Origin of the sequence: Myroides odoratus (genome assembly GCF_001549985.1) — a bacterium.
GTDB classification, from domain to species: Bacteria; Bacteroidota; Bacteroidia; order Flavobacteriales; family Flavobacteriaceae; genus Flavobacterium; species Flavobacterium odoratum_A.
In genome coordinates, this window is record NZ_LROZ01000016.1 from 56822 (window position 1) to 81748 (window position 24927).

Genomic DNA, 24927 nt, shown 5'->3' on the forward strand with positions numbered 1-24927 from the left:
TTAAAGTTTTTTGATGTATCTCTTTGCTAATCAGGGTTTGTGTGTAAAGGATAGGTTAAGGGAATGTAATTTAACGATTAAAGAATAGGCATATTTAAAAAAGAAGGTAACTTTGCGAAGTGAAATTTCAAGTGGTGACAGGGCTTGAGAAATTAATTTTAATGAGGAAAAAATGTTCTTTTTTTATTGGCTTATTACTGCTATTAGGTGGAGTTTTTTCGGGGTTCAAAAAGTATGAAGTCATACTGCTAGAACAGTATAAAATTGTCCCTACAGAAGAGCTGTCTTACCATCTTCCTGAAGAAAAGATTACGGAAGAAAAAAAGGCAGAGGAAGCTGCAGTAATACCATTTACAGGGAAAACCTATATTGGGTTTAAACAAGCCTTAGGTGCAAGAGAATCTAATGGTTTGTATCGAATTGTTAACTCTTTTGGTTACATCGGGAAATACCAATTTGGAAGGTTAGCTCTAAGATCAATAGGAATTTTTGATTCTGAAGAGTTTTTGAATGATCCGCAATTACAGGAAAAAGCGTTTGACGCTCTGGTTGCAAAAAACAAATGGATTCTTAGAAACGAGATTAAAGCGTTCGAGGGACGAAGAATTGACGGGATCAGAATCACAGAGTCGGGGATATTAGCCGCTGCTCACTTAGGTGGAGCAGGATCTGTGAGAAAATATTTAAGAAGTAATGGAGCTAATTCATTTAGCGATGGATTCGGAACTTCAATCAAGACCTACTTGAAAAAATTTAGTGGGTATGATGTTTCGGAGATTGATCCAGAACGAGATGCATTAGTAATGCTGTAAACGTATAAAAGGTGGTCTGTTTGACAGATCACCTTTTTTTTATTTGGTAGTGAAAAAATAATTTCTACCTTTACACCTTCAAAACAAAGAAAAATGAATTTCAAACATACAAATAATTGGTGGTGGAACAACTTACGTCAAGACGTCGTGAGCTGTCCTGCTATTGGTATGTATGAAGAAAAAATATAACGGAACGAGTATATTATTCCTACACCTCTAAGGGCTTGTCATCACGACAAGCCCTTTTTTTGTGCCTAAAAATTTCAAATAAATCAATACAATAAAACAAACAAATATGAAGTATCAAGTCAATCAAGCAGGATTTTATGGAGATTTTGGAGGAGCGTTTATTCCTCCAACTTTACAACCCATTGTAGCAGAATTACAAGCCATGTATATTGAAATCATGGAAGAACCAACCTTTCAGGCGGAATACCAAAAGCTATTAGCTGATTATGTAGGAAGACCTACGCCTTTGTACTTTGCAGAAAGACTTTCAGCGCTCTACAATACGAAGGTGTATTTAAAACGCGAGGATTTATGCCATACAGGGGCGCATAAAATTAATAATACGATTGGACAGGTATTATTGGCTAAACGCTTAGGGAAGAAGAAAATCATCGCTGAAACAGGGGCAGGGCAACATGGAGTAGCAACTGCAACCGTATGTGCACTAGCAGGATTAGAATGTGTGGTTTTTATGGGAGCTACAGATATTGAACGCCAAGCGCCCAATGTTGCGCGCATGAAGATGCTAGGCGCAGAGGTTCGCGCAGCAAAGACAGGAACACAAACATTAAAAGAAGCCGTAGATGAAGCCTTGCTTTACTGGATAGAAAATCCAACAGACACCTATTATTTAATTGGTTCTGTGGTAGGCCCGCATCCATATCCTGATATGGTCGGACGTTTTCAATCTGTCATCTCCAAAGAGATAAAAAAACAATTGTTGGAAAAAGAAGGAGTTGACAAACCCAACTATGTGATTGCGAGTGTAGGTGGAGGAAGTAATGCTACAGGGGCATTCTACGAATTCTTAGAAGAGGAGCAGGTGAAACTTATTGTTGCAGAAGGCGGTGGTTTTGGTGTAGATACGAATCAAACGGCTGCTACTTCTTTTATTGGTAAACCGGGAGTATTACACGGAAGCAAGACCTTATTCATGCAAGATGAAACAGGGGAGCCTTTGGAAGCATACTCGATTTCCGCTGGATTAGATTATCCTGGTTTTGGACCTTTATTTGCGCTGATGAAACAAGAAAATCGCGCTGAATTTTTCGCTATTAAAGATGCAGAAGCCATGGAGGCTGGTTTAGCCCTGTGTAAATTAGAAGGGATTATTCCCGCCATAGAAAGTTCACATGCACTAGCTGCTTTACAACATAAAACATTTTTGCCAACTGATATTGTAGTCGTAAACCTTTCCGGTAGGGGGGATAAGGATTTACAAAATTATACCAACTACTTTCAGTTGTAGTTTTTTCAGGAAAAAGCCCACGTAGGAGTGGGCTTTTTTTATTCTGATTGATACCACTGTTCTAATTCAACTAAAATGGGAAGTAGTTTTATTCCTTTAGCGGTGAGTTTGTATTCAACGCGTGGGGGAATCTCAGCAAAGGCTTCTCGTGCTAATATTCCATCTTGTTCTAACTCGCGTAAAACGGTGGTGAGAGTACCTTGGGCAATATGGTCTAAGTCGCGCTTTAAAATTCCAAATCGCTTTGGACATTGAGCCGCTACAATTTTAATAATTGAAATCTTCCATTTACCCGTAATGGTCTTTAATGCATCTTGAGCCACACAAGTATTTTCAAAATCAGTCAATTTTTTTTCTACCGTAGTATACTCATTATCACTATTCGTATTATTTTTCATACTTAGTCTAGATTTTTTACCTACTTGATTGGAAGCAAGTGATTCTTCACTTTTGTAAAGATAATTATAAAATATAGGAAGAAAAAAATGCAAAATTTAACCCATCAAAGAAAGAGTGTCCTGTTATTGTTGCTTTCAATGTCTATCTTTTTGTCCGTATTAGATTTGTTTATCGTCAATGTAGCCATTCCTAAAATTAGAACTGCCTTACACGCCAGTGTAGCAGATATACAGCTTGTTATTGTTTATTATGTCATTGGCTACGGTGCTTTTCTGATTACCTCAGGGAAAGTAGGTGTAAAGTATGGACATAAGCGCGTTTTTGTGTTGTCCATGTTGAGTTTTGGGCTATTTTCGCTCTTGTGTGGATTAGCTACGGAGATACACGCATTGAATCTCTATCGTTTGTTTCAGGGAATTAGTGGGGCCTTTATGATTCCACAAGGAGTGACGCTTTTATCACATATTTATACTGAAGAAGCAGAACGACGTAAAGCGTATGCTATTTATGGAGCGATAGCTGGAATGTCTTCTGTACTGGGACAGATTCTCGGAGGGGTACTTCCTGATTTAGATTATGCCTTTGGAGCTTGGCGATTGATTTTTTTAATTAATGTCCCCCTTGCTCTATTGGTAGTCGTAGCTTCTTGGAAGTTCATACCAGAGGTAGCACGCAAGCGAGATTTAAAAATACAACCCTTGTCACAGTTTGTACTTGTTTTGTTCCTGGTGCTTTTGATGTATAGTTTAGTTACAGGAGCAGATCTAGGCTGGACTTTCTCTTTATTTTTCTTATTATTCGGTGCAATGGGGGGAGTCGTCATCTTTCTATTCTTTCAATGGAAACAATACAAGGCAGGAAAGGTTACCTTACTTGATTTTAAACCATTTACTTATAAAATGTTTGCCGTGACTCTTATCGCTCTAGTATTTTATTCCTTAGTACAGGATTCATATTTTTTTATTTATGCGAATCACTTCCAATTGCACTTGCATTATACCGCTACGCAAACGGGAATTTTATTTGCTTTTCAAGGGGTAGGCTATGTGTTAGCCTCGTTTTTGTCTTTGCATTTTTTAGCTCGGTATCAAGAGCGTTTTATGCTTTTTGGCTTACTGTTGATGATCGTTGGACTTGTTTTTCATTATAGCTTATTGGAGCGGGACGAGGTTTTGTTTTATCAAGTGGCACTCTTGTTGTTTGAATATGGATTGGGGTGTGGGATTGTTTTACCTTCGATGTTTACCTATGCTTTAAGTGCTTTGCCTACCACAGCCACAGCAGGAGGGTCTAGTCTATATTTGACGGTACAACAGTTAAGTATTGCTTTGGGGGTAAGTATGGTGGGACAAGTTTATTTCGGTAGTGAACATGGACATTTCAATGCGACAATACTTATGATTATGTTGTTATTAATTACAGGATTTGTGTTCTATAGTCAGTATAAAAAAAGGAGATGACTCTCATAAAAAACAACCATTTACTCCTTATATATAGTAAGGAGTAAAAAGAAAAGGACCTGCGTTGTTTGTTTTGTGTCAGATCCCTATAAAAATATCCCCATCCAAAACAAACAAATACTATATTTGCAGCGGTTTAATAAAAATACAATATGATAACAGTTAATGATGTTGCTGTCCAATTTGGTAGTACAACGCTTTTCAGTGGCGTAAGTTTCTCAATTAATGAAAATGATAAAATTGCCTTAATGGGAAAAAACGGTGCGGGTAAATCCACGTTACTGAAAATTGTAGCAGGAGTAGATAAACCTAGTTTAGGCGCTGTTGCTGCACCAAAAGAAGCTGTGATTGCTTATTTACCTCAGCATTTATTAACTGCGGATGATTGTACTGTTTTTGAAGAAACATCCAAAGCTTTTGCTCAAATCTTCGCCATGAAGAATGAAATTGAGCAGATCAATGAAGAATTGACGGTGCGTACCGATTACGAAAGTGATGCGTATATGAAGTTAATCGAACGCGTATCTGAATTAAGCGAAAAGTTTTATTCAATCGAAGAAGTAAACTATGAAGCTGAGGTGGAGAAAGTGTTGAAAGGATTGGGATTCTTGCGCGAAGATTTTACACGTCCAACTTCTGAATTCAGTGGAGGATGGAGAATGCGTATTGAATTAGCAAAAATCTTATTGCAAAAACCCGATTTGATTTTATTGGATGAGCCAACGAACCACATGGATATTGAAAGTATTCAATGGCTAGAGGAATTCTTGATTACACAAGCAAAAGCTGTAATGGTTATTTCTCACGACCGTGCTTTTGTGGATAATATTACCAATCGTACGATTGAAGTAACGATGGGGAAAATTTACGATTATAAAGCAAAATACTCAGACTATTTGGTATTGCGTCAAGATCGTAGAGCACATCAGATGAAAGCATATGAAGAACAGCAAAAAATGATTGCTGAAACAACAGAGTTTATTGAGCGTTTTAAAGGAACATATTCAAAAACATTACAAGTGCAATCACGTGTAAAAATGTTGGAAAAATTAGAAATTATTCAAGTGGATGAGGTAGATAACTCAGCTCTTCGTTTGAAGTTTCCTCCGGCAGCACGTTCTGGACAATATCCTGTTACAGTGTCTGAAATGGGAAAAACCTATGGCGATCACATCGTGTTTAAAGAGGCTAATATGGTGGTGGAAAGAGGACAAAAAGTAGCTTTTGTAGGAAAGAATGGTGAGGGTAAATCGACGATGATTAAAGCAATCATGGGAGAGATTGATTATACAGGGTCTATTGAATTAGGACACAATATTCAAGTGGGATATTTTGCTCAGAATCAAGCGTCTTTATTAGATGGCGATTTGACTATCTTTGAAACAGTAGATCGTATTGCTGAGGGGGATATCCGTACACAAATCAAAAATATACTCGGAGCTTTTATGTTCTCTGGAGATGATATTCAAAAGAAAGTAAAAGTACTTTCTGGTGGGGAGAAAACAAGATTGGCGATGGTGAAATTATTATTAGAACCATATAACTTATTAATCCTGGATGAGCCGACGAACCATTTGGATATGAAAACCAAAGACATCATTAAAGCGGCATTGAAAGATTTTGAAGGCACTGTAATCTTAGTTTCTCACGACCGTGATTTCTTAGATGGATTGGCCGAAAAAGTATTTGAATTTGGCAATAAACGCGTCAAAGAACACTTTGAAGATATCAAAGGATTCCTAGCGCATAAAAAAATGGAAAGCTTACGCGAGATCGAAAAATAAGCGATTCTCTGGTAGAAAATATAAAAACTCCTTCTCTTAAAAGACTTATGGCATGTGTTTTGTTAAGTTTTTTGAGGGAAGGAGTTTCTTTTTTTAATATTTACGGCAAAATTAAACCGTTGTAAGCAGGAAAGAAGCCTGCTTTTTCTTTCTCCGTTCGGGGATAGTGTTATATTTGTAAAACAAGTGAAAATAGTGTTTCATAAAGTGAAAAAGGTTGTATATTTATTGAAGCATTTATGTGTAATTAACAACATTAAGTGAATGAAAAGAATAAACTTGAAACGTTTTTTTCTGCTTATCGGAGGGACTGTACTTTATTTTTCTATGTCGGGAATTAGTTATGGACAGCAGTTGTCTTTTGCTGATGCGATGCGTGTGATGAATGAGGAGAATAGCTTAATTAAAGCGATGGAAAAACAAGAGGAGGTTCACCAATATGAATGGAAAGCCATGAAAGGCTTGCGTTCACCATCGGTTAAAGCTTTCGGAATGGGCATTTACATGGATCGTTCTTTGGGATTAGATTTTAATGGGCTTCGAAATCAAGTAGGTGATTTTGTGCATTTACCAAACTCGGAAGTTTTAGGGAATTGGTCCGTTGATTTCAACAAACGAGATATGGCTTTTGGGGGCTTCATGGCTACTTGGCCTTTGTTTACAGGAGGAAAGATTAATGCTGCTATCAAAGCGGGCAAGCTCAAAAGTGAAATGGGAGAAAAGGACTTGGAGCAAACCAAGGACAAATTAATATCTGAACTCGTCGTTCGTTACTACACTGTAAAATTAGCAGAACGTGCGTTAGTTGTGCGTCAAGAAGTATTGACTGGCATGGAAAAGCACCAGCATGATGCTTTGAAATTAGAGGAAAATGGCATGATTGCCCCTGTTCAACGCATGGCCGCTGATGTAGCGGTTTCTGATGCAAATCGAGAGTTTGAAGCTGCGAAGAAAGACGCTACTTTGGCGCGTTTAGCTTTGGCAAATACCCTAGAAGTAGAGGAGGTAACAGCGGATTTAAGCAGTGACTTTTTCGTGCTCCCTCAATTAGAAAATTTAGAATATTACCAAGAATCTGCCTCAGATCACTACCCCGCTTTACAAAAATTAGCACTACAAAAAGAATTGGCTACACAAGGAGTAAAAGCAAAACAATCAGCAAATTATCCTACTGTGGTTGCCTTTGGACAGACTATTTTAGCACATAATAATCCCATCAGTGGCCTTGATGTACTTTACGATAATAATAAGCCTTGGACAATTGGCGTAGGGGTAACCTATACTTTATTTGAGGGATTTAAAAATAGAAATGAAATCAGAGCAGCCAAAGCAACGCGAGAAAGTGTTGAGCTTTTTGAAGAAAAAGCAAAGGCGGATATCAAAATGTTGGTGGCTAAATTGTACCAAGATATTGTAAAACAACAGGAACAAATAGAAAGTTTAACGACACAAGAAGCAATGGCTACTGAATACCTCCGAGTGCGCAACAAAGCATTCGTGGAGGGATTTGCTACCTCAACAGAAGTAGTTGATGCAGAATTAAATTTATCTGTGGTGAAATTAAAGAAATTACAAGCGCATTTTAATTATGTAGCGAATGTAGCTTCTCTATTTGAGTACACAGGATTGAGTAATGAATTTGTCCAATTTGCAAAATAAATTGAAGGTAAGATGAAAAATAAAGTAATAAGTGCTATTGTTGGAATTGTAGTTGTAGTGATTGTTTTCGCTGTTTCTATTTGGTATATGAGTGCTCCAGAAGAGAGTTACATTCAAGGACAAGTGGACGCTACTCAAATTAATGTATCCTCTAAAATACCAGGTAGAATTGATGATATTCTAGTAAAAGAAGGAGATAAAGTACAAGCAGGACAAGTATTGGTTCAGATTAGTACCCCTGAAATAGATGCTAAATTGCAACAAGTAGAAGCTTTAAAAGCGGCTGCACAAGCCCAAGACGCTAAAGCAAATACAGGAGCGCGTAAAGAAGAAATTCAGGCGGCTTACAATATGTGGCAACAGGCAAAAGCAGGAGCTGATTTTGCTCAAAAAACCTATGCGAGAGTAGAAAACTTATACAAAGAAAAAGTGATTCCTGCACAGCAAAAGGACGAGGCTTATGCAAAATATACAGCAGCACAAGAAGTAGAAAAAGCGGCACATGCCACGTATCAAATGGCAAAAAGTGGAGCTCGATCTGAAGATAAAGCAGCAGCTTTAGCTGTATTCAATCAAGCGAAAGGAGCAGTGGAAGAAGTCTTAATCTATAAAGGAGAAGGAGCAGTAAAATCACCACAAGATGGAGAGGTTTATACCATTATGCCTAATAAAGGAGAAATCGTAAATTCAGGTTATCCTATTGTCAATCTAGTGGATTTAAATGATCTATGGGTGAACTTCAATATTCGTGAAGACTTGATGAGTAAGTTTAAAATGAATACTAAATTTCAAGCGATTATTCCAGCATTGGGTAATCAATCGATTGAATTAGAAGTGAACTATATTGCTGTACAAGGAGATTACGCTACATGGAGTGCTACAAAAGCAAAAGGTGATTTCGATATGAAAACCTTTTTGATTAAGGCTTATCCGACACAAAAAGTGGATGGATTAAGACCTGGAATGAGTGCTTTAGTAGTAGAAAGTAGTTTGAAGTAAAAATACAAAGAACGTGAGTAAAGGTTTTTTATCCCTGTTTAAAGAAGAGTTTAAGCGAATGCTGACCACACCTCGAATTTTGGTGTTGATTCTCAGTATTCCACTTTTGCTATTTCTATATTATGGGGCTTTGTTACAAGAAGGGGTTTCTCGAGATTTACCTGTAACAATCCTCGATTTAGATAAAAGTAGTACTTCACGTAAATTAGCGAGTTTTATTGATGCTAGTTCTGCCATGCAAATTGTTTATGAAGTAAATGATGAGCTAGAAGGACAAAAAACGGTGCGTCGAGGGGATTCTTTTGCTTTAATTATCATACCCAAAGATTTTCAGAAAAACGTTCAGAAAGGAGTAAAAACCAATGTAACGTGTTATTATAATGGGCAATATTTATTACCTGCAGGGTTAATTCAACGCGATTTTCAAACGGCAGCGGGGTATCTTGCAGCTGGAGTTCGAACAATATCTTTAGAGCAAGGTGGATTAACACCGAATCAAGCACTAGCAGCTGTTGCACCCATCAAAGTGGAAGAGCATGTACTCTTTAATCCATACACCAGTTATGAATATTATTTAGGTTTAGCTTTTATGCCTATGGCCTTGCAAATTATTATGTTGGTCGTATCGATTTACGTTTTTGGTGTGGACTTAAAATACAGAAAAGGAAAAGAGTTACTGGAACGCGCCAATAATAAGATTTGGGTTGTGGCTATCGCTAAGATTTTGCCCTATACCTTAATCTTTATGGTACTGGGCTTGTATATGAATAGTTATGTATTCTATAAATTGAGTATGCCTTTCAAAGGGAATTTCTTTATGCTCAATGCGTTTTTCTTCTTGTTTATTTTGGTTTGTCAAAGTATGGGCTTCTTTCTAGCATCTGTGATGAATAGCTTGAGGATTGCTTTAACAATAGGTGGAGCTTATGCTGCAGTAGCTTTTTCTTTTGCAGGATATACATTCCCTCCAGAAGGAATGAGTGGATTTGTAAGGGGGGTAAATTATGTATTTCCCTTTCATTCTTATATGCGCTTTGTTGTGAATTATGCCATTCGAGGGATTTCATTTAATGCTGAACAAGTAGGATATTTAATTGCTTTTGCTGTATTTATCTGTTTAGGATTAATCGGAATTCCGTTTTATTATAAAAAATTACAGAAAGGAGGCTATGATGCTTAAGCGATGTATAGAAAATTGGGCTTTGATTATCGAATCGTGTAAACGAGAGATTCAAATGATTTTTAAGGATTCAGCTATTGTAATTACCTATATTGTTTGTGTACTTCTAGTTGCTTTTGTGTATTCCTATGTGTATTCGAAAGAGGTTATCACAGAATTACCCGTAGCGATTGTCAATCAGGATCAATCGAAAATGAGTTTTCAAATTGACCGCATGTTGGATGCAACGCCTCAGCTCAACGTAGAGTTGCGTACAGCGAGTATGGATTTGGCACATGAAGCATTTTACCAAGAAAAGATCAAAGGGATTATTGTGATTCCAGAGCATTTTGGAAGAGATTTACAAAAGGGAAAAGTACCTACACTTGGTGCTTATTGTGATGCTTCTTATATGCTATATTATAAGCAAACCCTAGGAGCTGTTATGCTTACAGCAGGAACTTTAGGCGGACAAGTTGAAGTGAATAAGATGATGGCTGGAGGGATGCCTATGAAACAGGCAGCAGCGAGTAGACGTCCATTTGATGTTACAGCAAAGCCTTTGTTTAATATTAATGGAGGTTATGCTACCTTTCTGATGCCCGCTGTATTCTTGATTGCGATTCAGACACTACAGCTAAATGGAATGGGGATTTTAGCCGGTACTTTACGAGAAAAAAGAAGTTTTGGACAAGCCTTTGCTTATGCAACAGGACGTTTTTCTAATTTCTTCTTGACTTTAGGGCGAAGTTTAGCCTACCTGATCCTTTCGATGTTGATGATGTGGATTGTACTCGGTGTTGTAATGCACCTGTTTACTTTTCCACAACGCGGAAATCTAATGGAAGTAACGCTGTTTTTGGTTCCATTCTTACTAGCGGTTTCCTTTTTAGGGATGACCTTAGCGAATTGTTTCAAACACAGGGAAGATTCAATCATGACCATTACACTTTTTTCAATTCCAACTTTGTTGATGACTGGTTTGTCTTGGCCAACAACGGCTTTCCCAACGGCTATTAAGGTCATTTCCTTTTTTGTCCCTTCTACTGTTGGTACGAAAGGTTTTGTCGCGCTCACTCAGTTTGGAGCATCATTACAGGATATCAAGGATTTGTTTTTGCAGATGTGGTTGGTGTGCCTCTTTTATTTTATGTTGGCCATCTGGACAAATTGGCGCTTAAGAAGAAAAGAAGGGGAAACCATTTCCCAAGAGATATAAAAAAAATAGGATCGTGTAAACGATCCTATTTTTGTATAGTTAATTGATAAATTGACGTTGGTAGTTCCGGATTATCTGGGTCTGTACACAAGAAGAAGGAAACTTCTTTTTTGTTGTTTTTATACACAGTTATGCCCTCAAATTTTTGATCTGTACTAATGGTCTTGGTCTTTTCAACTTTCATTTTCTTGGTATTGATTTTTCCGACAATAGAACCTTTGATTTCGCCATCTGCATAGGTAGAACTAGAATCTTCCGCTGTTGCAATAAAATAAAGATCTCGATCCACTAAAACGGCATCTGTAAACCCAGTTTGAACTTGATCTAATTTTGGTAACTTCATGGGAGTATAGGTAATTCTAAAATTATCCAAGATACTTTCTCCTGTTACAACAAATACTCCATTTTGTTGTTTAGGTCCATTCCCGCGATTGAAAAAATACCACGTCTCGGCATCGTACACCACACCTTCAATATTAAAATCAGCATCGTCCATATGGGCAAAGGCTTTCATAGATTCATATAATAGTTCCAACGATTGTTTGCTTACTGGTTCATTCGTCATTTGATGGATTTCATATAAATCAGTTCGATTGGGCTTTGAACCTGAACCAAATAAATAGTAATTAATTCCATCAAAGGTCATGGATTCTAAATCTGGTTTGTCTGCTTTTGCAATATGTTCTTGGCCGATATAATCGTCAGTAAGCGCTGTTTTGTTTAATTGTTTGGACGGTATATCATAGTGATATAAGTAAGAACTATCGTCAGCAATTAAATGAAGTTTGTCTTCGGCATAGTACAAACCAGATGCCGCACTTAGGCCAATAATATGATAGAGGAACTCTAATGTCAGTTTTCTCATGGTTACTTGAATTGAATTTTATAAATTTAATACATCCGAATTACTTAATGAATTAAATTGATATGAGTTTTGAAAATAAATATAAGGCAACAGGGAAAACGAAACTGGCAAAGTTAGCTACGGTTCCCGATTTTGAATTGAGCCCTAAAAAAGCCATACGTAAATTAGAAGAAGTAAGTAGGCATTTGAGTAAATTTCAAGAATTGATGTATGCACATAATCGCTACAGCTTTTTGATTTGCATTCAAGGGATGGATACGGCGGGTAAAGATAGTTTGATACGAGAAGTGTTTAAATCGTTCAATGCTAGGGGAGTGGTGGTGCAGAGTTTTAAGAAACCCACTTCGACAGAATTGGAACACGATTATTTATGGAGGCATTATATTGCTTTACCTGAGAAAGGAAAATTTACTGTTTTTAATCGCACACATTATGAAAATGTACTGGTTTCTCGCGTACATCCAGAAATTGTGTTAAATGAGCGACTGCCTCAAATCACAAGTACGGATCAGCTAGACGAGTCGTTTTGGGAAAAACGCTATAAGGAAATCAGCAATTTTGAAGAGCATATCAGTAATAATGGAGTAGTGGTGCTTAAATTTTTCTTACACTTGGGAAAGGACGAGCAAAAAAAACGCATTTTACGTCGATTGGGCAAAGAGAAGCACCATTGGAAGTTTGCTCCAGAAGATGTTCGAGAGCGAGAGTTCTGGGATAAATATCAAACGTATTATGAAGAGGCCATTGAGAAGACCTCAACAAAAGCATGTCCGTGGTATGTGATTCCCGCTGATAATAAAGAGTTATGTCGCTATATTTTTGCCAGTATTTTATTGGAAATAACAGAGCAATTAACGGATGTTAGTTTGCCAGAATTACCTGATAATATCAAAGACAACCTATCTAAGTATAGAGAGCGATTATTAAATGAATAAAAAAAGGGCCTAGGCCCTTTTTATTTTACTTTTTATTTTTGTTTTTCTTCAAGCTAAAACCATAAGCTGCTCGTAAACCTATTTGATCCACGTGATAATCGTTATAGCGCTCATATCGCAAGCTGATATCGATGTATTTATTCGCATAACCAATAGACGGGCTCCAAATAAAGGTATTGCCTGATCCTTGATGTGTTCCAAAACCAGCACCTACTTCACCCAAGGCATAGAAGTTTTTAGTCATGAAATGTTTGAATCCTGCTTTGACTGGAATAACACCTAAATCTTGATCGTGTTTTTCCTTCAAATGAGAATATCCTGTTGTTAATGTCAAGGACGTTTCTTTACTCAAATCATATTGTAAACGGGCATCTGCACCAAATACAGCATCGTAATCGGAGTTGGTTGAAATTCCTCCATTGAGTCCAAAACCAATACGAAAACCTTTAGGGTAATAAGGCTTTGTTTTATTTTGGGCAAAAGCAGTAGGGAGAGCTAACATCCCTAGTGCTAAAAATAGCGCAATTGTTCTTTTTGACTTTAGCATAGCTTGTGTTTTTAGTTTTGTTTTGAGAAAAAGTAAAACAAATAGTTTGCCGTTGTTTCGTCATTCTTTTAAAAGAATTTGTTAACCCAACAGATTGTTTCGTTTTCAAGTCTGTATATTTGCACAAATTTTTTAGTACATGAACCTGTCAATCTATATCAAAGAATTTCGTTATAATATTCAATTGGCCTATCCTATTATCTTAGCTATGCTAGGGCATACGGTAGTTGGGGTAATTGATAATATTATGGTGGGTAAGATTGGTCCTACGGAATTAGCCGCTGCTTCATTGGCCAATAGTTTCGTATTTATTGCGATTTCATTAGGTGTAGGGTTTTCTACAGCCATCACGCCTTTTGTTGCTAAAAGTGACGCTGCCAATGATTTAGAAGGAGGGCGATCAACCTTTATTAATGGACTTTTCCTTTGTACCGTGGTTGGTGTCGTTTTGTTTTCAATCATCTTTTTAGCTAAACCATTTTTACAGTATATGGGGCAGCCAGAAGAAGTTACAGTATTGGCAAAACCCTTCTTAGATATTGTAGCCTTGTCCATTATTCCTTTGGTGATGTACCAAGGATACAAGCAGTTTGCGGATGGAAAATCTCAAACGAAAAATTCGATGTATGCGACCTTAATTTGTAATGCAGTAAATTTATTATTTAACTATTTATTGATTTACGGTGTGTGGTTTTTCCCCACATTGGGCATGTTAGGGGCAGCGTATGGTACATTAATTTCGCGTGTTGTGATGATTATTTATATGCATTTTGCATTGACTAGACAAGAGATGTTTAAGCCTTTTATGCTTAATCTGCGCTTTGATGAAGTAAAGAAAAAAGTATTAATCCAAATTGCTAAAATCGGGGTACCTTCTGGGTTGATGAGCTTTTTTGAAGTAGCTTTATTTGTCGCTGCAGTATGGCTTTCGGGTATGTTGGGAACAGTTTCTCAAGCAGCAAATCAAATAGCGCTCAGTATGTCATCAATGACCTTTATGTTCGCTAGTGGATTGGGAGTTGCCGCTACCATTCGAGTAGGAAATCAAATGGGGCTGAAAAACTATACCTATTTAAAAACGGTAGCCCGTTCTATTATGCTCATGGCACTCCTTATTTACATCCTATTTGCCTTATTATTTGTCGCGTTTCACAACTATATTCCGCTGTTGTTCTTAGATGTGAAAGATAGTATGAATGCAGTAATGAATGAAGAAGTGATTCGAATCGCAGGGCAATTGTTGTTAGTTGCGGCAATCTTTCAGATTTCAGATTGTTTGCAAGTAGTCACGTTAGGTGCTTTACGCGGTTTACAAGATGTAAATGTTCCGATGATTATTACCTTTATTTCCTATTGGATTGTTGGATTTCCAATGTCTATTTACTTAAGTTTGTACACGGATATAGGAACGCCAGGTATTTGGATTGGTTTATTAGCCGGATTAACAGCAGCAGCTATTTTGCTTTATTTGCGTTTTCATCACATATCAAATCGATTGATTAATACTAATATAAAATAATAAAATCATGCAATTACCAAAATTTGTTTTAGCTGATAATACAGACCATTTAGATGATATCTTTATCATACATTTAGAGTTTCCACGCTTTATCATTAATTTAAATACAGACGAAATTGAGTTCTTAGAAACAATCGAAGAATCAGAAGAATCGGAAGTAGAAGAAGAGATGGAAGCTTTAGTAGTAAAAGCTGGAGAATTCTATGAAAGAGAAATGGCTAGATATGTTGAAAGTGAAGAATTAGAAGACTAATTCCTCATTCAAAATTGAATAAAAACAGCTGTAAAGGAGTATATGATTCTCCCTTACAGCTGTTTTTTTATAAAAATTTAGCAGTAAAAAGTATCCATATCGTCCATTTGTTGAAGAATGTGGATTGCTTAGGCTTGGTATTTTGGTGTAAATGATGCATTTAAAGAAGTGTTTTGATGTATTATTTTAGATATTGAAATGATTGCCAACAAAAGACAACGCTTTTGGTAGTAATGATATTCTGGAAGCCTAAAAGTCAGTGAACGGATGAAAAAACCTTACCTTTGTGTACTTTAAAATTTAGGGTATGAACAAAATTTTAAGTATTCAACACAAAGTGTTGGATAAGGTTAATAAACAAACATTATCGCAGCAGACAGTTTATCCAATTTTGCTAGCGATTAGTTTTGGACACTTGTGTAACGATTTATTACAAGCCATCGTACCAGCAACGTATCCACTCTTGAAAGAGAACTATCAGTTGAGCTTTGCGCAGATTGGATTGATTACGTTCTTTTATCAAATGTCTTCCTCTTTATTACAACCACTGGTAGGAAATTATACCGATAAAAAACCTCAACCATATTCTCAAATTTACGGAATGTTGTGTACCACATTAGGGGTGATTTTACTCGCTTTCGCTCCAAGTTATATTTGGGTGTTGGTTGCCGTAACTTGTATTGGTATTGGATCTTCCATTTTCCATCCGGAGTCATCCCGTGTTTCGTATGTTGCATCTGGTGGAAAGCGAAGTTTGGCTCAATCGATCTTTCAAATTGGTGGAAATACAGGAACAGCATTAGCGCCTTTATTGGTGGCTTGGGTTGTATTGCCTCAAGGACAACGACACCTGCTTTGGTTTGTTGTAGTGGCAATTATTGCTCAATTTGTTTACTATTTTATCGGAACGTGGTACAAAGGAATTTTGCGTCATGCATCGACCAAACAGAAAAAGAAAATACTCATTCCAGAATTATCTTCATTTAGAGTTAATAGTGCGATTGTCGTTCTATTGCTGTTGATTTTTTCGAAGTACTTTTATGTAGCTAGTATTTCAAGCTACTTCCAATTTTATACCATGGATAAGTTTGGCATTACAGAAGTTCAAGCACAGGTATATTTGTTTTACTTCTTAATTGCTGTCGCTTTAGGTACATTGATTGGTGGTTTCTTAGGAGATAAAGTAGGACGTAAATACATCATTTGGTTTTCTGTTCTTGGTGCAGCGCCATTTACGTTATTGTTGCCTCATGTCGACTTAGCTTGGACCGGTATTTTGATTGTCGTTATTGGATTTATTATCTCTTCTGCTTTCCCTTCTATTTTGGTGTATGCACAAGAGTTGTTACCAAAGAAAATAGGAATGGTATCTGGGTTATTTTACGGCTTTGCCTTTGGAATGGGCGGATTAGGTTCCGCACTTTTAGGTTGGTGGGCAGATCATACCTCAATTGAATACATTTACACGGTATGTGCTTATTTGCCTTTAATTGGTATTATTGCTTGTTTTTTACCTAACATGAAAAAAGTCAAGTTCAGAGAAGAATAAATCTCAAGAAAATATAAAAATCACTCTTGTTTTTATGTATACGATGCTATAAATGAGAATAAGAGATCTTTGAAATAAAAAATCCGATGCATGATGTGCATCGGATTTTTTTATAAAGATAAATTTGATTTAGAGTAGTTTTCCCGTAAGGAACATAGCGGCGATGGTGAAGTAGATGATTAAACCTGACACGTCAACTAAAGTGGCAACAAATGGAGCTGAAGCGGTTGCGGGGTCCATGCCAAATTTCTTTAAGACAAACGGAATAATCGAACCAGATAAAGTTCCCCAAAGCACAATAAATAATAAGGAGACGGAAACACTCAAGCCTACGTACAACCAAAATTCTCCATAGTCGTAGATTCCCGTTTCTTGCCAAATAAAAATGCGAACGAAACCGATAATCCCCAAGATTCCTCCCAGCATTAAACCCGAAGCAATTTCTTTGCGCATCACGTACCACCAATCTCCTAATTTTAGCTCTCCTAAAGCCATAGCACGGATAATTAAAGAGGCTGCTTGAGAACCTGAGTTTCCTCCACTGGAAATAATTAAGGGAACAAATAACGCTAATACCACCGCTTTTTCAATTTCTTGGTCATAGTAGCTCATTGCTGAGGCCGTTAACATTTCCCCTAAAAAGAGTACGATTAACCAGCCTGCGCGTTTTTTTACTAATTCATAAAGAGGTGTATGCGTATAGGATAAATCTAACTCTTCCATCCCCCCGAATTTTTGAATATCTTCTGTATCGCGTTCTTTAATTTTATCTAAGATATCATCAAAAGTAACAATACCCACAAGTACTCCTTTTTCTGTGATAATGGGTAAAGCCGAACGATCGTATTTTTCAAAATCATCAAAGGCATCTTCCATAGGTGTTGTAGTGACTAAGGAAACAAAGTTGTAGTCAATGAGATCCGCAATCAATGTTTCTTCATCTGCTAACAGCAATTGTCCGATTTGTAAGTCATCAATCAGTACATTGTGATCATCCACCACATAAATATAGTTTAGCGTTTCTGCTTTTTTGCCATATTTTTTAATGTGTTGAAAAACTTGTTTTACTGTTTTATTAGCTTTGGTCTGAATATACAAAGGCGTCATTAAACGCGCAATACTATCTTCTTTGTACCCTATTAAATTCAGTGCAATTTGCTTTTCAGTATCGTTTAATAGGTTGATAGAATATTTAATTAATTCATCCGGGAAGTTTTCTAATAGCTCCGTTCTATCATCGGGCTCTAGGTTGTTCAGTACCTCAGCATAATCCTCTCGAGTCATACTGTGTACAATTTCTTCCTGAATATGGATATCTAAAAATGAAAACACTTCGACCTTCAGCTCGGAGGAAAGCTTTAGAAAATGAAGATTTCGTTCTCTCCTTTTCATTGCTGAAATAGCTTCAGCAATGTCGGCTGGGTGCATATCTTTAAAAAACATAGTTAGAATTTTATAAAGTGTTAGACAATCATTTTTTCATTTCGCTTGCAAAAGTAACGCTTAGATGTAGGAAATTAAAATTTCTAATCATATTCTAATAATAAAGTTAAGCAAAATTAAGTAGACTTGAAGTTAGGAGAACATTATAATTTTACCTCTCATCGTCTATCTCACCACCTCACCACCCCACCATCTATCTCACCTAGTTTTATATTTGTTTTGGTGTTCGATGAATCTTCACTGCGTTTCGATTTCACCATCTCACCACCTCACTCTCTCTTACTCTTCTTCGAGTAAATGAGAATCAATAGATTTTTTTGCCTTGGCACCCATATCCTTTAATTTTTGGACAGAAGTCAGTAGATTTCCTTTTCCTTGACTCAACTTGTTAAAGGCACTGTCATACTCATTTCTAGTTTCATCTAGTTTTTTACCTATTTTGGTTAAGTCATTGATTAATCCCACAAATTTATCGTGTAGTAATCCCGCTTGACGAGCAATTTCATACGCATTTTCCTGTTGTTTTTGCTGTCTCCAAATGGTTTCTACCGTGCGTAAAGTAGCGAGTAGCGTAGAAGGAGTAACAATCACAATGTTTTTTTCAAACGCTTTTGTATAAAGGGTATTATCGGCATTTACAGCAATAGAAAAAGCAGTTTCAATTGGAACAAATAACAAGACAAAATCAGGACTTGTTCCTTTGTATAATTCATAGTAATTCTTGTCTGATAAATTTTCGATATGGCGCTTAATGGAGAGAATATGTTCATGCAAAAAGCGATTTTGCTCCTGTTTCTCTGTTGTATTGATGTATTGTTCATAAGCAACCAACGATACTTTAGAGTCTACCACTAGATGTCGATTATCGGGTAAATAGATGACTACATCTGGTTGTAGGCGATTGCCATTATCACTCGTATAGCTTGGTTGTGTTTTATATTCTCGATCTTTTTCTAAGCCCGATTTTTCCAATACACTTTCCAAGATCATTTCGCCCCAGTTTCCTTGCATTTTATTATCTCCCTTTAGGGCCTTGGTTAGGTTTAGGGTTTCTTCACTCATCTTCGCGTGTACCTGTTGAAGTCCAAAAATTTGTTGACGTAAGGCGGCGTGATGATCAATACTCTCTTTATGGGTTTGTTCTACTTTCTGCTCAAACAAACCTATTTTTTCCTGTAAAGGCGTTAAAATACGCTCCATTTGCGTTTTGTTTAATTGGGTAAACTTATCGCTTTTCTCTTCGAGTATTTTATTGGCTAGGTTTTCAAATTGCGTGGTAAACTGTTCTTGTAAGATTAGCGTTTGCTTTTGTTGCAACTCGAGTTTCTCTTTGAAGTTGGCGAGTTCTGTTTCTCGAATAGAAATGCGCGCAATCAACTCTTGGTTGTCCTGACGAAGTATTTCGGTTTGTTCTTCCAACTTCGTTTTATCGTTATTTAATTGAATGTTTTGTTGAGTTAAGAAATCCCTTTCCGTTGTTAATTGAATTAGAGTTGATGAAACATCCGGTTTTCTATTCGATTTTTTTCCAATGAAGAAGGCGATAAGGATAACCAGTACACCATTAAGGATTAAGAATATTTCTTGTGACATTTTTTGTATTTGTATTGAAAGTCAAAAATAAGGAATCTAAAAGGCTTCTTTATCTTTTTTGTTGTTCTTATTTGTCGCAAAAAGGTATTTTGATTGGTTAATTTTTTATTAATTATTAAAGTTGTTTTAATGAGATTTAAATTGTATTTTTAGTTGTCATTAATTAAATAGGTTTTATTATGAAAAAAATATATCTTTTTATTTATTCTTGTATGTTTTTTTTGGGTGGAGGAATAATCGCTTTTGCACAAGAACAAACAGAACCTTATATTTTGAGCGTACCAGATACTAAAATTAAAGAAATTGTGATACGAACACAACCTAGACAAAATTTAGAAGGAAAAGTTTGGGATATGGGGGCTTATTATTATTGTAAGTTTTCTCGTGATGATGAGCGAAAAGCAGTTTTAGATGGGTGGATTTTGGTAGATCCTATTCGCGTAGAAGAAATTAGGGCGCAAGCATCTGGTGGAAATAATGTGCATTCGACAGATGTAACTATTATTAATGCAAAGGAATCAAGAAAATATGGAACCTATGAGGTTTGCGTAGCAGGTACAAAATACACCTATATACGTCGAGGTGATAACTATGAGCGATATAAAAAAGTAGATTGGATGAAGATGGAATAGTAAGATAGAAAAACGAAATTTAACAGGATGATAAAAAAAAGTTTATTTTTTTTGGTATTTATAGTAGGAAGCTATTCTATTTCTGCACAAGACAAGGATACTATAAGTAAGGTAATCGATGAAGTTGTAATTAAAGCAGCTGCATCTCAAAATTTAGAAGGTAAAGTCTGGGATATGGGGGAGTATTACTATTGTAAATTCACCAAAGATGACGAACGCATGGCGGTATTGGATGGCTATATTGTTTTATCTCCGAGTCGAATAGAGGAGATACGTAATCGTGCGGCAAAAGAGCACAATGTTCAACTCAAAGATGTTGCTATAATCAGTGGTCGTGATACCAAAGAATATGGAACGTATGAGCTTTGTGCTGGAGGTGTAAAATACATTTACATCCGAAGAGGAGGTGGTTATACCTATTACAAAAAAGTAAAATAATCTAGGTTAGTATAAAAAAAGCCCTCGTTATAAACGAGGGCTTTTTCTATTTTTATTTACTCAAGTACATTTTTCTACGAGAATAGATTTCATAGAACTGATCATCTCTTAAGTTATCGATGAATAAGATGCTTTCTCCTGTTGATTTCATCTCTGGGCCTAAAGCTTTATTCACATTTCTAAACTTATTGAAAGAGAATACAGGCGTTTTGATTGCATATCCTTTCAACTGAGGATTGAATGTAAAGTCAGTGACTTTATTTTCACCTAACATTACTTTCGTCGCATAGTTTACATAAGGCTCTCCATAAGCTTTTGCAATAAATGGAACCGTTCTTGAAGCTCTTGGATTTGCTTCGATGATGTAAACGATATCGTCTTTAATTGCAAACTGTATGTTGATTAAACCTACGGTTTGTAAAGCAACGGCAATCTTTCTTGTATGATCTTTGATTTGATTTAATACAAATTCCCCTAAGTTGAATGGTGGTAACATGGCATGACTATCTCCAGAGTGAACTCCACATGGCTCAATATGCTCCATGATTCCAATAATATACACATTTTCACCATCACAAATTGCATCAGCTTCTGCTTCGATTGCGCCATCTAAGTAGTGGTCAAGTAAAAGCGAGTTACCAGGAATTTGGTTTAATAAATCAATAACGTGTTCTTCTAATTCTTTTTTGTTGATGACAATTTTCATTCCTTGTCCTCCCAATACATACGATGGACGAACTAATAATGGGAAGTCTAACTTATCTGCTAACTGCAACGCTTGGTCTGCTGTTTTAGCAACTCCGAATTGAGGGAATGGAATGTTTAACTCTTCTAATAAAGTAGAAAAACGTCCGCGATCTTCAGCTAAGTCTAAAGCGTCAAAGCTAGTTCCGAAAATTTTAATTCCGTGACGGTGTAATTTTTCTGCTAATTTTAAAGCCGTTTGACCTCCAAGCTGAACGATTACTCCTTCTGGTTTCTCATGGCGGATGATATCGTAAATATGCTCCCAGAATACAGGTTCGAAGTACAATTTGTTTGCTGTATCGAAATCTGTAGAAACAGTTTCTGGGTTACAGTTAATCATAATTGTTTCATATCCTGCTTCTTCAGCAGCTAATACCCCGTGTACACAAGAATAGTCAAACTCAATTCCTTGACCAATTCGGTTAGGTCCTGATCCTAAAACAACTACTTTTTTCTTCTCTGTGACAACACTTTCATTTGAAACGTATCTTGTTCCATCTGCTTTTTGAATATCAGCTTCAAAAGTAGAGTAGTAGTAAGGTGTTTTTGCTGGGAATTCAGCCGCACAAGTATCCACTAATTTGAATACGCGTTGAATATCCATTTTATCTCTTAAATCGTGAACTTGACTTTCCAATGTTTTCAACATATGGGCAATTTGTCTGTCAGCAAATCCTTTTTGTTTCGCTTCTAACAACAAATCTTTAGGCAAAGTTTCGATGGTGTAATTTGAAATCTCTTTTTCTAACAGATAAAGCTCTTCATATTGTTTTAAGAACCACATATCTATTTTGGTAATCTCATGGATTCTGCTCAATGGAATACCATGTTGAATGGCATCATAGATTACAAAAACACGATCCCAACTAGCATGCGTTAGTTTTTCAATGATTTGATCGTAGTTTGTATATCCTTTTCCATCTGCACCTAAACCATTGCGTTTAATCTCTAATGATTGTGTTGCTTTGTGCAGTGCTTCTTGGAATGAACGTCCAATTCCCATTACTTCACCTACAGATTTCATTTGTAATCCTAGGGTTCTATCAGCTCCTTCGAATTTATCAAAGTTCCAACGTGGGATTTTTACAATTACATAGTCTAAGGTCGGCTCGAATAAAGCAGAAGTAGATTTTGTAATTTGGTTTTGCAATTCATCTAAAGTATAACCTAGTGCTAATTTTGTAGCAATTTTGGCAATTGGATATCCAGTAGCTTTAGAAGCTAAAGCAGATGAACGAGAAACACGAGGGTTGATTTCAATGGCAACGATATCTTCTTTTTCATCTGGTGATACTGCAAATTGTACGTTACAACCTCCAGCGAAGTTTCCAATACTGCGCATCATCTTGATTGATAAGTCACGCATTCTTTGGAAGGTTCTGTCAGATAAAGTCATCGCAGGCGCAACCGTGATACTATCTCCAGTATGGATTCCCATTGGATCCATATTTTCGATGGTACAGATGATAACTACGTTATCATTTTTATCGCGTAATAACTCTAATTCGTATTCTTTCCATCCTAATAAAGCTTTGTCAATTAAAACTTCGTGGATTGGAGAAGCCTCTAAACCTCTAGTTAATAAATCGTCGAAATCTTCTACGTGGTGTACAAAAGCAGCACCAGTACCTCCTAAAGTAAACGAAGGACGAATAACTAATGGAAATCCGAATTCTTGTGCGATTTCTTTTCCTTGAAGGTAAGAAGTAGCTGTTCTTGCTGGAGCAGCAGGCACATCAATACGCTCTAGTAATTGTTTGAATTGTTCGCGGTCTTCTGTGATATTAATAGCGTTAATATCTACACCAATTAAACGAACACCAAAGTCTGCCCAAATTCCCTTTTCATCACATTCCAGACATAAGTTTAAAGCTGTTTGTCCTCCCATAGTTGGTAATACAGCATCAATTTCTGGATGAGCAACTAAAATTTCAATAATTGAACGTGCAGTTAATGGCTTTAGATAAATATGATCCGCCATAGAAGGGTCGGTCATAATTGTTGCGGGGTTCGAGTTAACTAAGATAACTTTAATTCCCTCTTCTCTTAATGATCTTGCTGACTGTGAACCTGAATAATCAAATTCGCAAGCTTGTCCGATGATGATTGGTCCCGAACCAATGATTAAAACGGTCTTGATAGAAGTGTCTTTAGGCATTTTCTTGTGTTGTTTATTTTGTACTACTTTGTTTAAAAAAAGTAAGTATAGTGTGTGTGATTGTATTGTGATGCTTCCGACAAAGTATAAAAAAAGGCGTTACTACCAAATGAGTAACACCTTTATTTATATTTTAATCAAAACATTAATGTTTATGTTTTGTTTCACAAGAAACAGTTAATTTATGTCTTCCTTTAGCTCTTCTAGCAGCTAATACTTTTCTACCGTTAGGAGTAGACATTCTTTCCATGAAACCATGTTTGTTTCTTCTTTTTCTATTTGAAGGTTGAAACGTTCTCTTGCTCATTGCGTTTATCTTTAAATCTTAGTATTTTACTTCTCAAAAAATTCAGCTTTGATATACTTGCGCCAAAACCGAGTGCAAATATATAAAGTCATTTGATTCTTACAAAGTCTTTTTGTAAAATATTTTTAGAAACTTGCGATTTGAACTCATTTAATCACTATTTCTAAGGATAAAACAACAAGTTATCTTATCAAAGATAAGGAAAATATTTTTTTTAAGATGAAAAAACAATGTTTTGTAGCGCATAAAACTGTTTTTTCTGTTAAGAAAATTAAAAATCTTTTTTATTGCTAAAAAAAAGAGTCAACTTATCTAGCTTCCTTGTTGTTTGTCTTGTTTAGGCTTTTTTAATCAAGCCATATTCAATAGCTAAGGTAATCACAGAACTTAGATTGGACGTTTGAAATTTTTCTATCAAGTTCTTGCGATGACTATCTACGGTATGCGTACTGATAAACAAACGATCGGCAATCTGTTGCGTTGTCAATCCTTGTGCTGCTTCCACTAAAACTTCTTTTTCACGTCGTGTAAGCTTTGGAATGGTATTCAACCCATTTTTGTTTTTCTTTTCTAAAACAACTTGTGTTTGAGAACACAAAAAGGTTTGTTGGTTGTAAACAGCATAAATGCCCTGTACAATTTCATCGACCGAAGCATTTTTCTGAATATAGCCCGAAGCTCCTTCTTGTAGGGAACTATTGATTACAGCATATTCATTGTGCACGCTCAACATGATGATTTGCATCTCAGGGTGTTTTTTCTTCAAAGGTTTAATCCAATCCAAACTATTGATATCTTCCAAATTAATATCGAGTAATAAAATGTGAATGGGATTCTTTTTTAACCCTTTTTGGAGGGTATCTATAGATGGGTAACAACCAGTTACTTGAATGTTTTCTTGCTTGTTTAAGATGTTTTTTAATCCTTCTAATAGCAAAGGGTGGTCGTCTGTCAGCGCTACTTTTATCATGGG

Annotated in this window: 22 protein-coding genes; 14 read left to right on the plus strand and 8 right to left on the minus strand. The window is 36.3% G+C overall.

From position 1 onward, the window contains the following. Positions 1-161: 161 nt before the first annotated feature. Positions 162-812: a peptidoglycan-binding protein LysM gene (locus AWV75_RS14470; protein WP_197429585.1), complete on the plus strand. Its 651-nt coding sequence runs from the start codon at positions 162-164 to the stop codon at positions 810-812. A 295-nt stretch (positions 813-1107) separates the two neighbouring features. Next, positions 1108-2289: a tryptophan synthase subunit beta gene (gene trpB / locus AWV75_RS14475; RefSeq protein ID WP_060875045.1), complete on the plus strand. Its 1182-nt coding sequence runs from the start codon at positions 1108-1110 to the stop codon at positions 2287-2289. Between the two features lie 38 nt (positions 2290-2327). On the opposite strand, the gene AWV75_RS14480 is transcribed toward trpB, so the two are convergent. After that, positions 2328-2687: a winged helix-turn-helix transcriptional regulator gene (locus AWV75_RS14480; protein ID WP_060875070.1), complete on the minus strand. Its 360-nt coding sequence runs from the start codon at positions 2685-2687 to the stop codon at positions 2328-2330. An 87-nt stretch (positions 2688-2774) separates the two neighbouring features. Here AWV75_RS14480 and AWV75_RS14485 point away from each other — a divergent pair, with 87 nt between their 5' ends. From AWV75_RS14485 to AWV75_RS14510, 6 genes are all read left to right on the plus strand, one after another. After that, complete coding sequence (locus AWV75_RS14485) at positions 2775-4148, plus strand: MFS transporter (protein ID WP_060875046.1); 1374 nt, start codon at positions 2775-2777, stop codon at positions 4146-4148. A 152-nt stretch (positions 4149-4300) separates the two neighbouring features. Then, positions 4301-5932, plus strand: a complete 1632-nt coding sequence (locus AWV75_RS14490; RefSeq protein WP_060875047.1) for an ABC-F family ATP-binding cassette domain-containing protein — start codon at positions 4301-4303, stop codon at positions 5930-5932. 264 nt (positions 5933-6196) lie between these two features. Then, positions 6197-7591: a TolC family protein gene (locus tag AWV75_RS14495; RefSeq protein WP_060875048.1), complete on the plus strand. Its 1395-nt coding sequence runs from the start codon at positions 6197-6199 to the stop codon at positions 7589-7591. 12 nt (positions 7592-7603) lie between these two features. Beyond that, positions 7604-8590 carry an HlyD family secretion protein gene (locus AWV75_RS14500; RefSeq protein WP_060875049.1) on the plus strand — a complete coding sequence of 329 codons (987 nt, stop codon included), beginning with the start codon at positions 7604-7606 and terminating at the stop codon, positions 8588-8590. A 13-nt stretch (positions 8591-8603) separates the two neighbouring features. Next, positions 8604-9770, plus strand: coding sequence for an ABC transporter permease (locus AWV75_RS14505; protein WP_060875050.1), 1167 nt, complete (start codon positions 8604-8606; stop codon positions 9768-9770). Next, positions 9760-10968, plus strand: a complete 1209-nt coding sequence (locus tag AWV75_RS14510; protein ID WP_060875051.1) for an ABC transporter permease — start codon at positions 9760-9762, stop codon at positions 10966-10968. Before AWV75_RS14505 ends, AWV75_RS14510 begins: the two co-directional genes overlap by 11 nt. Positions 10969-10993: 25 nt before the next feature. Here AWV75_RS14510 and AWV75_RS14515 read toward each other — a convergent pair whose 3' ends face one another. Then, positions 10994-11833, minus strand: a complete 840-nt coding sequence (locus AWV75_RS14515) for a DUF6929 family protein (RefSeq protein WP_060875052.1) — start codon at positions 11831-11833, stop codon at positions 10994-10996. A gap of 62 nt (positions 11834-11895) precedes the next feature. On the opposite strand from AWV75_RS14515, the gene AWV75_RS14520 reads away from it, so the two are divergent. Further along, positions 11896-12768 (plus strand): PPK2 family polyphosphate kinase, encoded by an 873-nt coding sequence (locus AWV75_RS14520; protein ID WP_060875053.1) that lies wholly within the window; start codon positions 11896-11898, stop codon positions 12766-12768. Between the two features lie 25 nt (positions 12769-12793). Here AWV75_RS14520 and AWV75_RS14525 read toward each other — a convergent pair whose 3' ends face one another. After that, positions 12794-13315 (minus strand): hypothetical protein, encoded by a 522-nt coding sequence (locus AWV75_RS14525; protein WP_060875054.1) that lies wholly within the window; start codon positions 13313-13315, stop codon positions 12794-12796. Positions 13316-13454: 139 nt separating this feature from the next. Between AWV75_RS14525 and AWV75_RS14530 the strand changes: the two genes are divergently transcribed. The 3 genes from AWV75_RS14530 to AWV75_RS14540 all read left to right on the plus strand — a co-directional run bounded on the left by AWV75_RS14530 (position 13455) and on the right by AWV75_RS14540 (position 16636). Continuing rightward, positions 13455-14834 (plus strand): MATE family efflux transporter, encoded by a 1380-nt coding sequence (locus AWV75_RS14530; protein WP_060875055.1) that lies wholly within the window; start codon positions 13455-13457, stop codon positions 14832-14834. Positions 14835-14841: 7 nt separating this feature from the next. Next, positions 14842-15087, plus strand: coding sequence for a hypothetical protein (locus AWV75_RS14535; RefSeq protein WP_002990505.1), 246 nt, complete (start codon positions 14842-14844; stop codon positions 15085-15087). A 307-nt stretch (positions 15088-15394) separates the two neighbouring features. Then, positions 15395-16636 (plus strand): MFS transporter, encoded by a 1242-nt coding sequence (locus AWV75_RS14540; protein WP_060875056.1) that lies wholly within the window; start codon positions 15395-15397, stop codon positions 16634-16636. A 129-nt stretch (positions 16637-16765) separates the two neighbouring features. Here AWV75_RS14540 and mgtE read toward each other — a convergent pair whose 3' ends face one another. After that, positions 16766-18079: a magnesium transporter gene (gene mgtE, locus AWV75_RS14545; protein ID WP_060875057.1), complete on the minus strand. Its 1314-nt coding sequence runs from the start codon at positions 18077-18079 to the stop codon at positions 16766-16768. 279 nt (positions 18080-18358) lie between these two features. Continuing rightward, the gene (locus tag AWV75_RS14550) at positions 18359-19672 is read right to left on the minus strand and encodes a DNA recombination protein RmuC (RefSeq protein ID WP_060875058.1); all 1314 of its coding nucleotides are present in this window, start codon (positions 19670-19672) and stop codon (positions 18359-18361) included. 179 nt (positions 19673-19851) lie between these two features. Between AWV75_RS14550 and AWV75_RS14555 the strand changes: the two genes are divergently transcribed. Next, complete coding sequence (locus tag AWV75_RS14555) at positions 19852-20304, plus strand: hypothetical protein (RefSeq protein ID WP_156424207.1); 453 nt, start codon at positions 19852-19854, stop codon at positions 20302-20304. A gap of 51 nt (positions 20305-20355) precedes the next feature. Then, a complete protein-coding gene (locus AWV75_RS14560; protein WP_231738161.1) occupies positions 20356-20742 on the plus strand; it encodes a hypothetical protein in 387 nt (128 codons plus the stop codon). 52 nt (positions 20743-20794) lie between these two features. Here the strand turns inward: AWV75_RS14560 and carB are convergent, their stop codons facing one another. The 3 genes from carB to AWV75_RS14575 form a co-directional block, all read right to left on the minus strand. Then, complete coding sequence (gene carB, locus AWV75_RS14565) at positions 20795-23647, minus strand: carbamoyl-phosphate synthase large subunit (RefSeq protein ID WP_060875061.1); 2853 nt, start codon at positions 23645-23647, stop codon at positions 20795-20797. 145 nt (positions 23648-23792) lie between these two features. Continuing rightward, positions 23793-23954 carry a 50S ribosomal protein L34 gene (rpmH, locus tag AWV75_RS14570; protein ID WP_002990519.1) on the minus strand — a complete coding sequence of 54 codons (162 nt, stop codon included), beginning with the start codon at positions 23952-23954 and terminating at the stop codon, positions 23793-23795. Between the two features lie 337 nt (positions 23955-24291). After that, positions 24292-24924, minus strand: coding sequence for a response regulator transcription factor (locus AWV75_RS14575; RefSeq protein ID WP_002990521.1), 633 nt, complete (start codon positions 24922-24924; stop codon positions 24292-24294). Positions 24925-24927: the final 3 nt, after the last annotated feature.

Excerpts from the sequence above, each read along its gene's own strand:
- rpmH (WP_002990519.1), bottom strand. The coding sequence starts at position 23,954 with ATGAGCAAGAGAACGTTTCAACCTTCAAATAGAAAAAGAAGAAACAAA.
- mgtE (WP_060875057.1), bottom strand. The coding sequence starts at position 18,079 with ATGTTTTTTAAAGATATGCACCCAGCCGACATTGCTGAAGCTATTTCA.
- AWV75_RS14510 (WP_060875051.1), top strand. The coding sequence starts at position 9,760 with ATGATGCTTAAGCGATGTATAGAAAATTGGGCTTTGATTATCGAATCG.
- AWV75_RS14480 (WP_060875070.1), bottom strand. The coding sequence starts at position 2,687 with ATGAAAAATAATACGAATAGTGATAATGAGTATACTACGGTAGAAAAA.
- AWV75_RS14555 (WP_156424207.1), top strand. The coding sequence starts at position 19,852 with ATGAAAAAAATATATCTTTTTATTTATTCTTGTATGTTTTTTTTGGGT.
- AWV75_RS14575 (WP_002990521.1), bottom strand. The coding sequence starts at position 24,924 with ATGATAAAAGTAGCGCTGACAGACGACCACCCTTTGCTATTAGAAGGA.
- AWV75_RS14490 (WP_060875047.1), top strand. The coding sequence starts at position 4,301 with ATGATAACAGTTAATGATGTTGCTGTCCAATTTGGTAGTACAACGCTT.
- AWV75_RS14495 (WP_060875048.1), top strand. The coding sequence starts at position 6,197 with ATGAAAAGAATAAACTTGAAACGTTTTTTTCTGCTTATCGGAGGGACT.
- AWV75_RS14515 (WP_060875052.1), bottom strand. The coding sequence starts at position 11,833 with ATGAGAAAACTGACATTAGAGTTCCTCTATCATATTATTGGCCTAAGT.
- AWV75_RS14500 (WP_060875049.1), top strand. The coding sequence starts at position 7,604 with ATGAAAAATAAAGTAATAAGTGCTATTGTTGGAATTGTAGTTGTAGTG.
- AWV75_RS14540 (WP_060875056.1), top strand. The coding sequence starts at position 15,395 with ATGAACAAAATTTTAAGTATTCAACACAAAGTGTTGGATAAGGTTAAT.
- AWV75_RS14535 (WP_002990505.1), top strand. The coding sequence starts at position 14,842 with ATGCAATTACCAAAATTTGTTTTAGCTGATAATACAGACCATTTAGAT.
- carB (WP_060875061.1), bottom strand. The coding sequence starts at position 23,647 with ATGCCTAAAGACACTTCTATCAAGACCGTTTTAATCATTGGTTCGGGA.
- AWV75_RS14530 (WP_060875055.1), top strand. The coding sequence starts at position 13,455 with ATGAACCTGTCAATCTATATCAAAGAATTTCGTTATAATATTCAATTG.
- AWV75_RS14485 (WP_060875046.1), top strand. The coding sequence starts at position 2,775 with ATGCAAAATTTAACCCATCAAAGAAAGAGTGTCCTGTTATTGTTGCTT.
- AWV75_RS14520 (WP_060875053.1), top strand. The coding sequence starts at position 11,896 with ATGAGTTTTGAAAATAAATATAAGGCAACAGGGAAAACGAAACTGGCA.
- AWV75_RS14525 (WP_060875054.1), bottom strand. The coding sequence starts at position 13,315 with ATGCTAAAGTCAAAAAGAACAATTGCGCTATTTTTAGCACTAGGGATG.
- AWV75_RS14550 (WP_060875058.1), bottom strand. The coding sequence starts at position 19,672 with ATGTCACAAGAAATATTCTTAATCCTTAATGGTGTACTGGTTATCCTT.
- AWV75_RS14470 (WP_197429585.1), top strand. The coding sequence starts at position 162 with ATGAGGAAAAAATGTTCTTTTTTTATTGGCTTATTACTGCTATTAGGT.
- trpB (WP_060875045.1), top strand. The coding sequence starts at position 1,108 with ATGAAGTATCAAGTCAATCAAGCAGGATTTTATGGAGATTTTGGAGGA.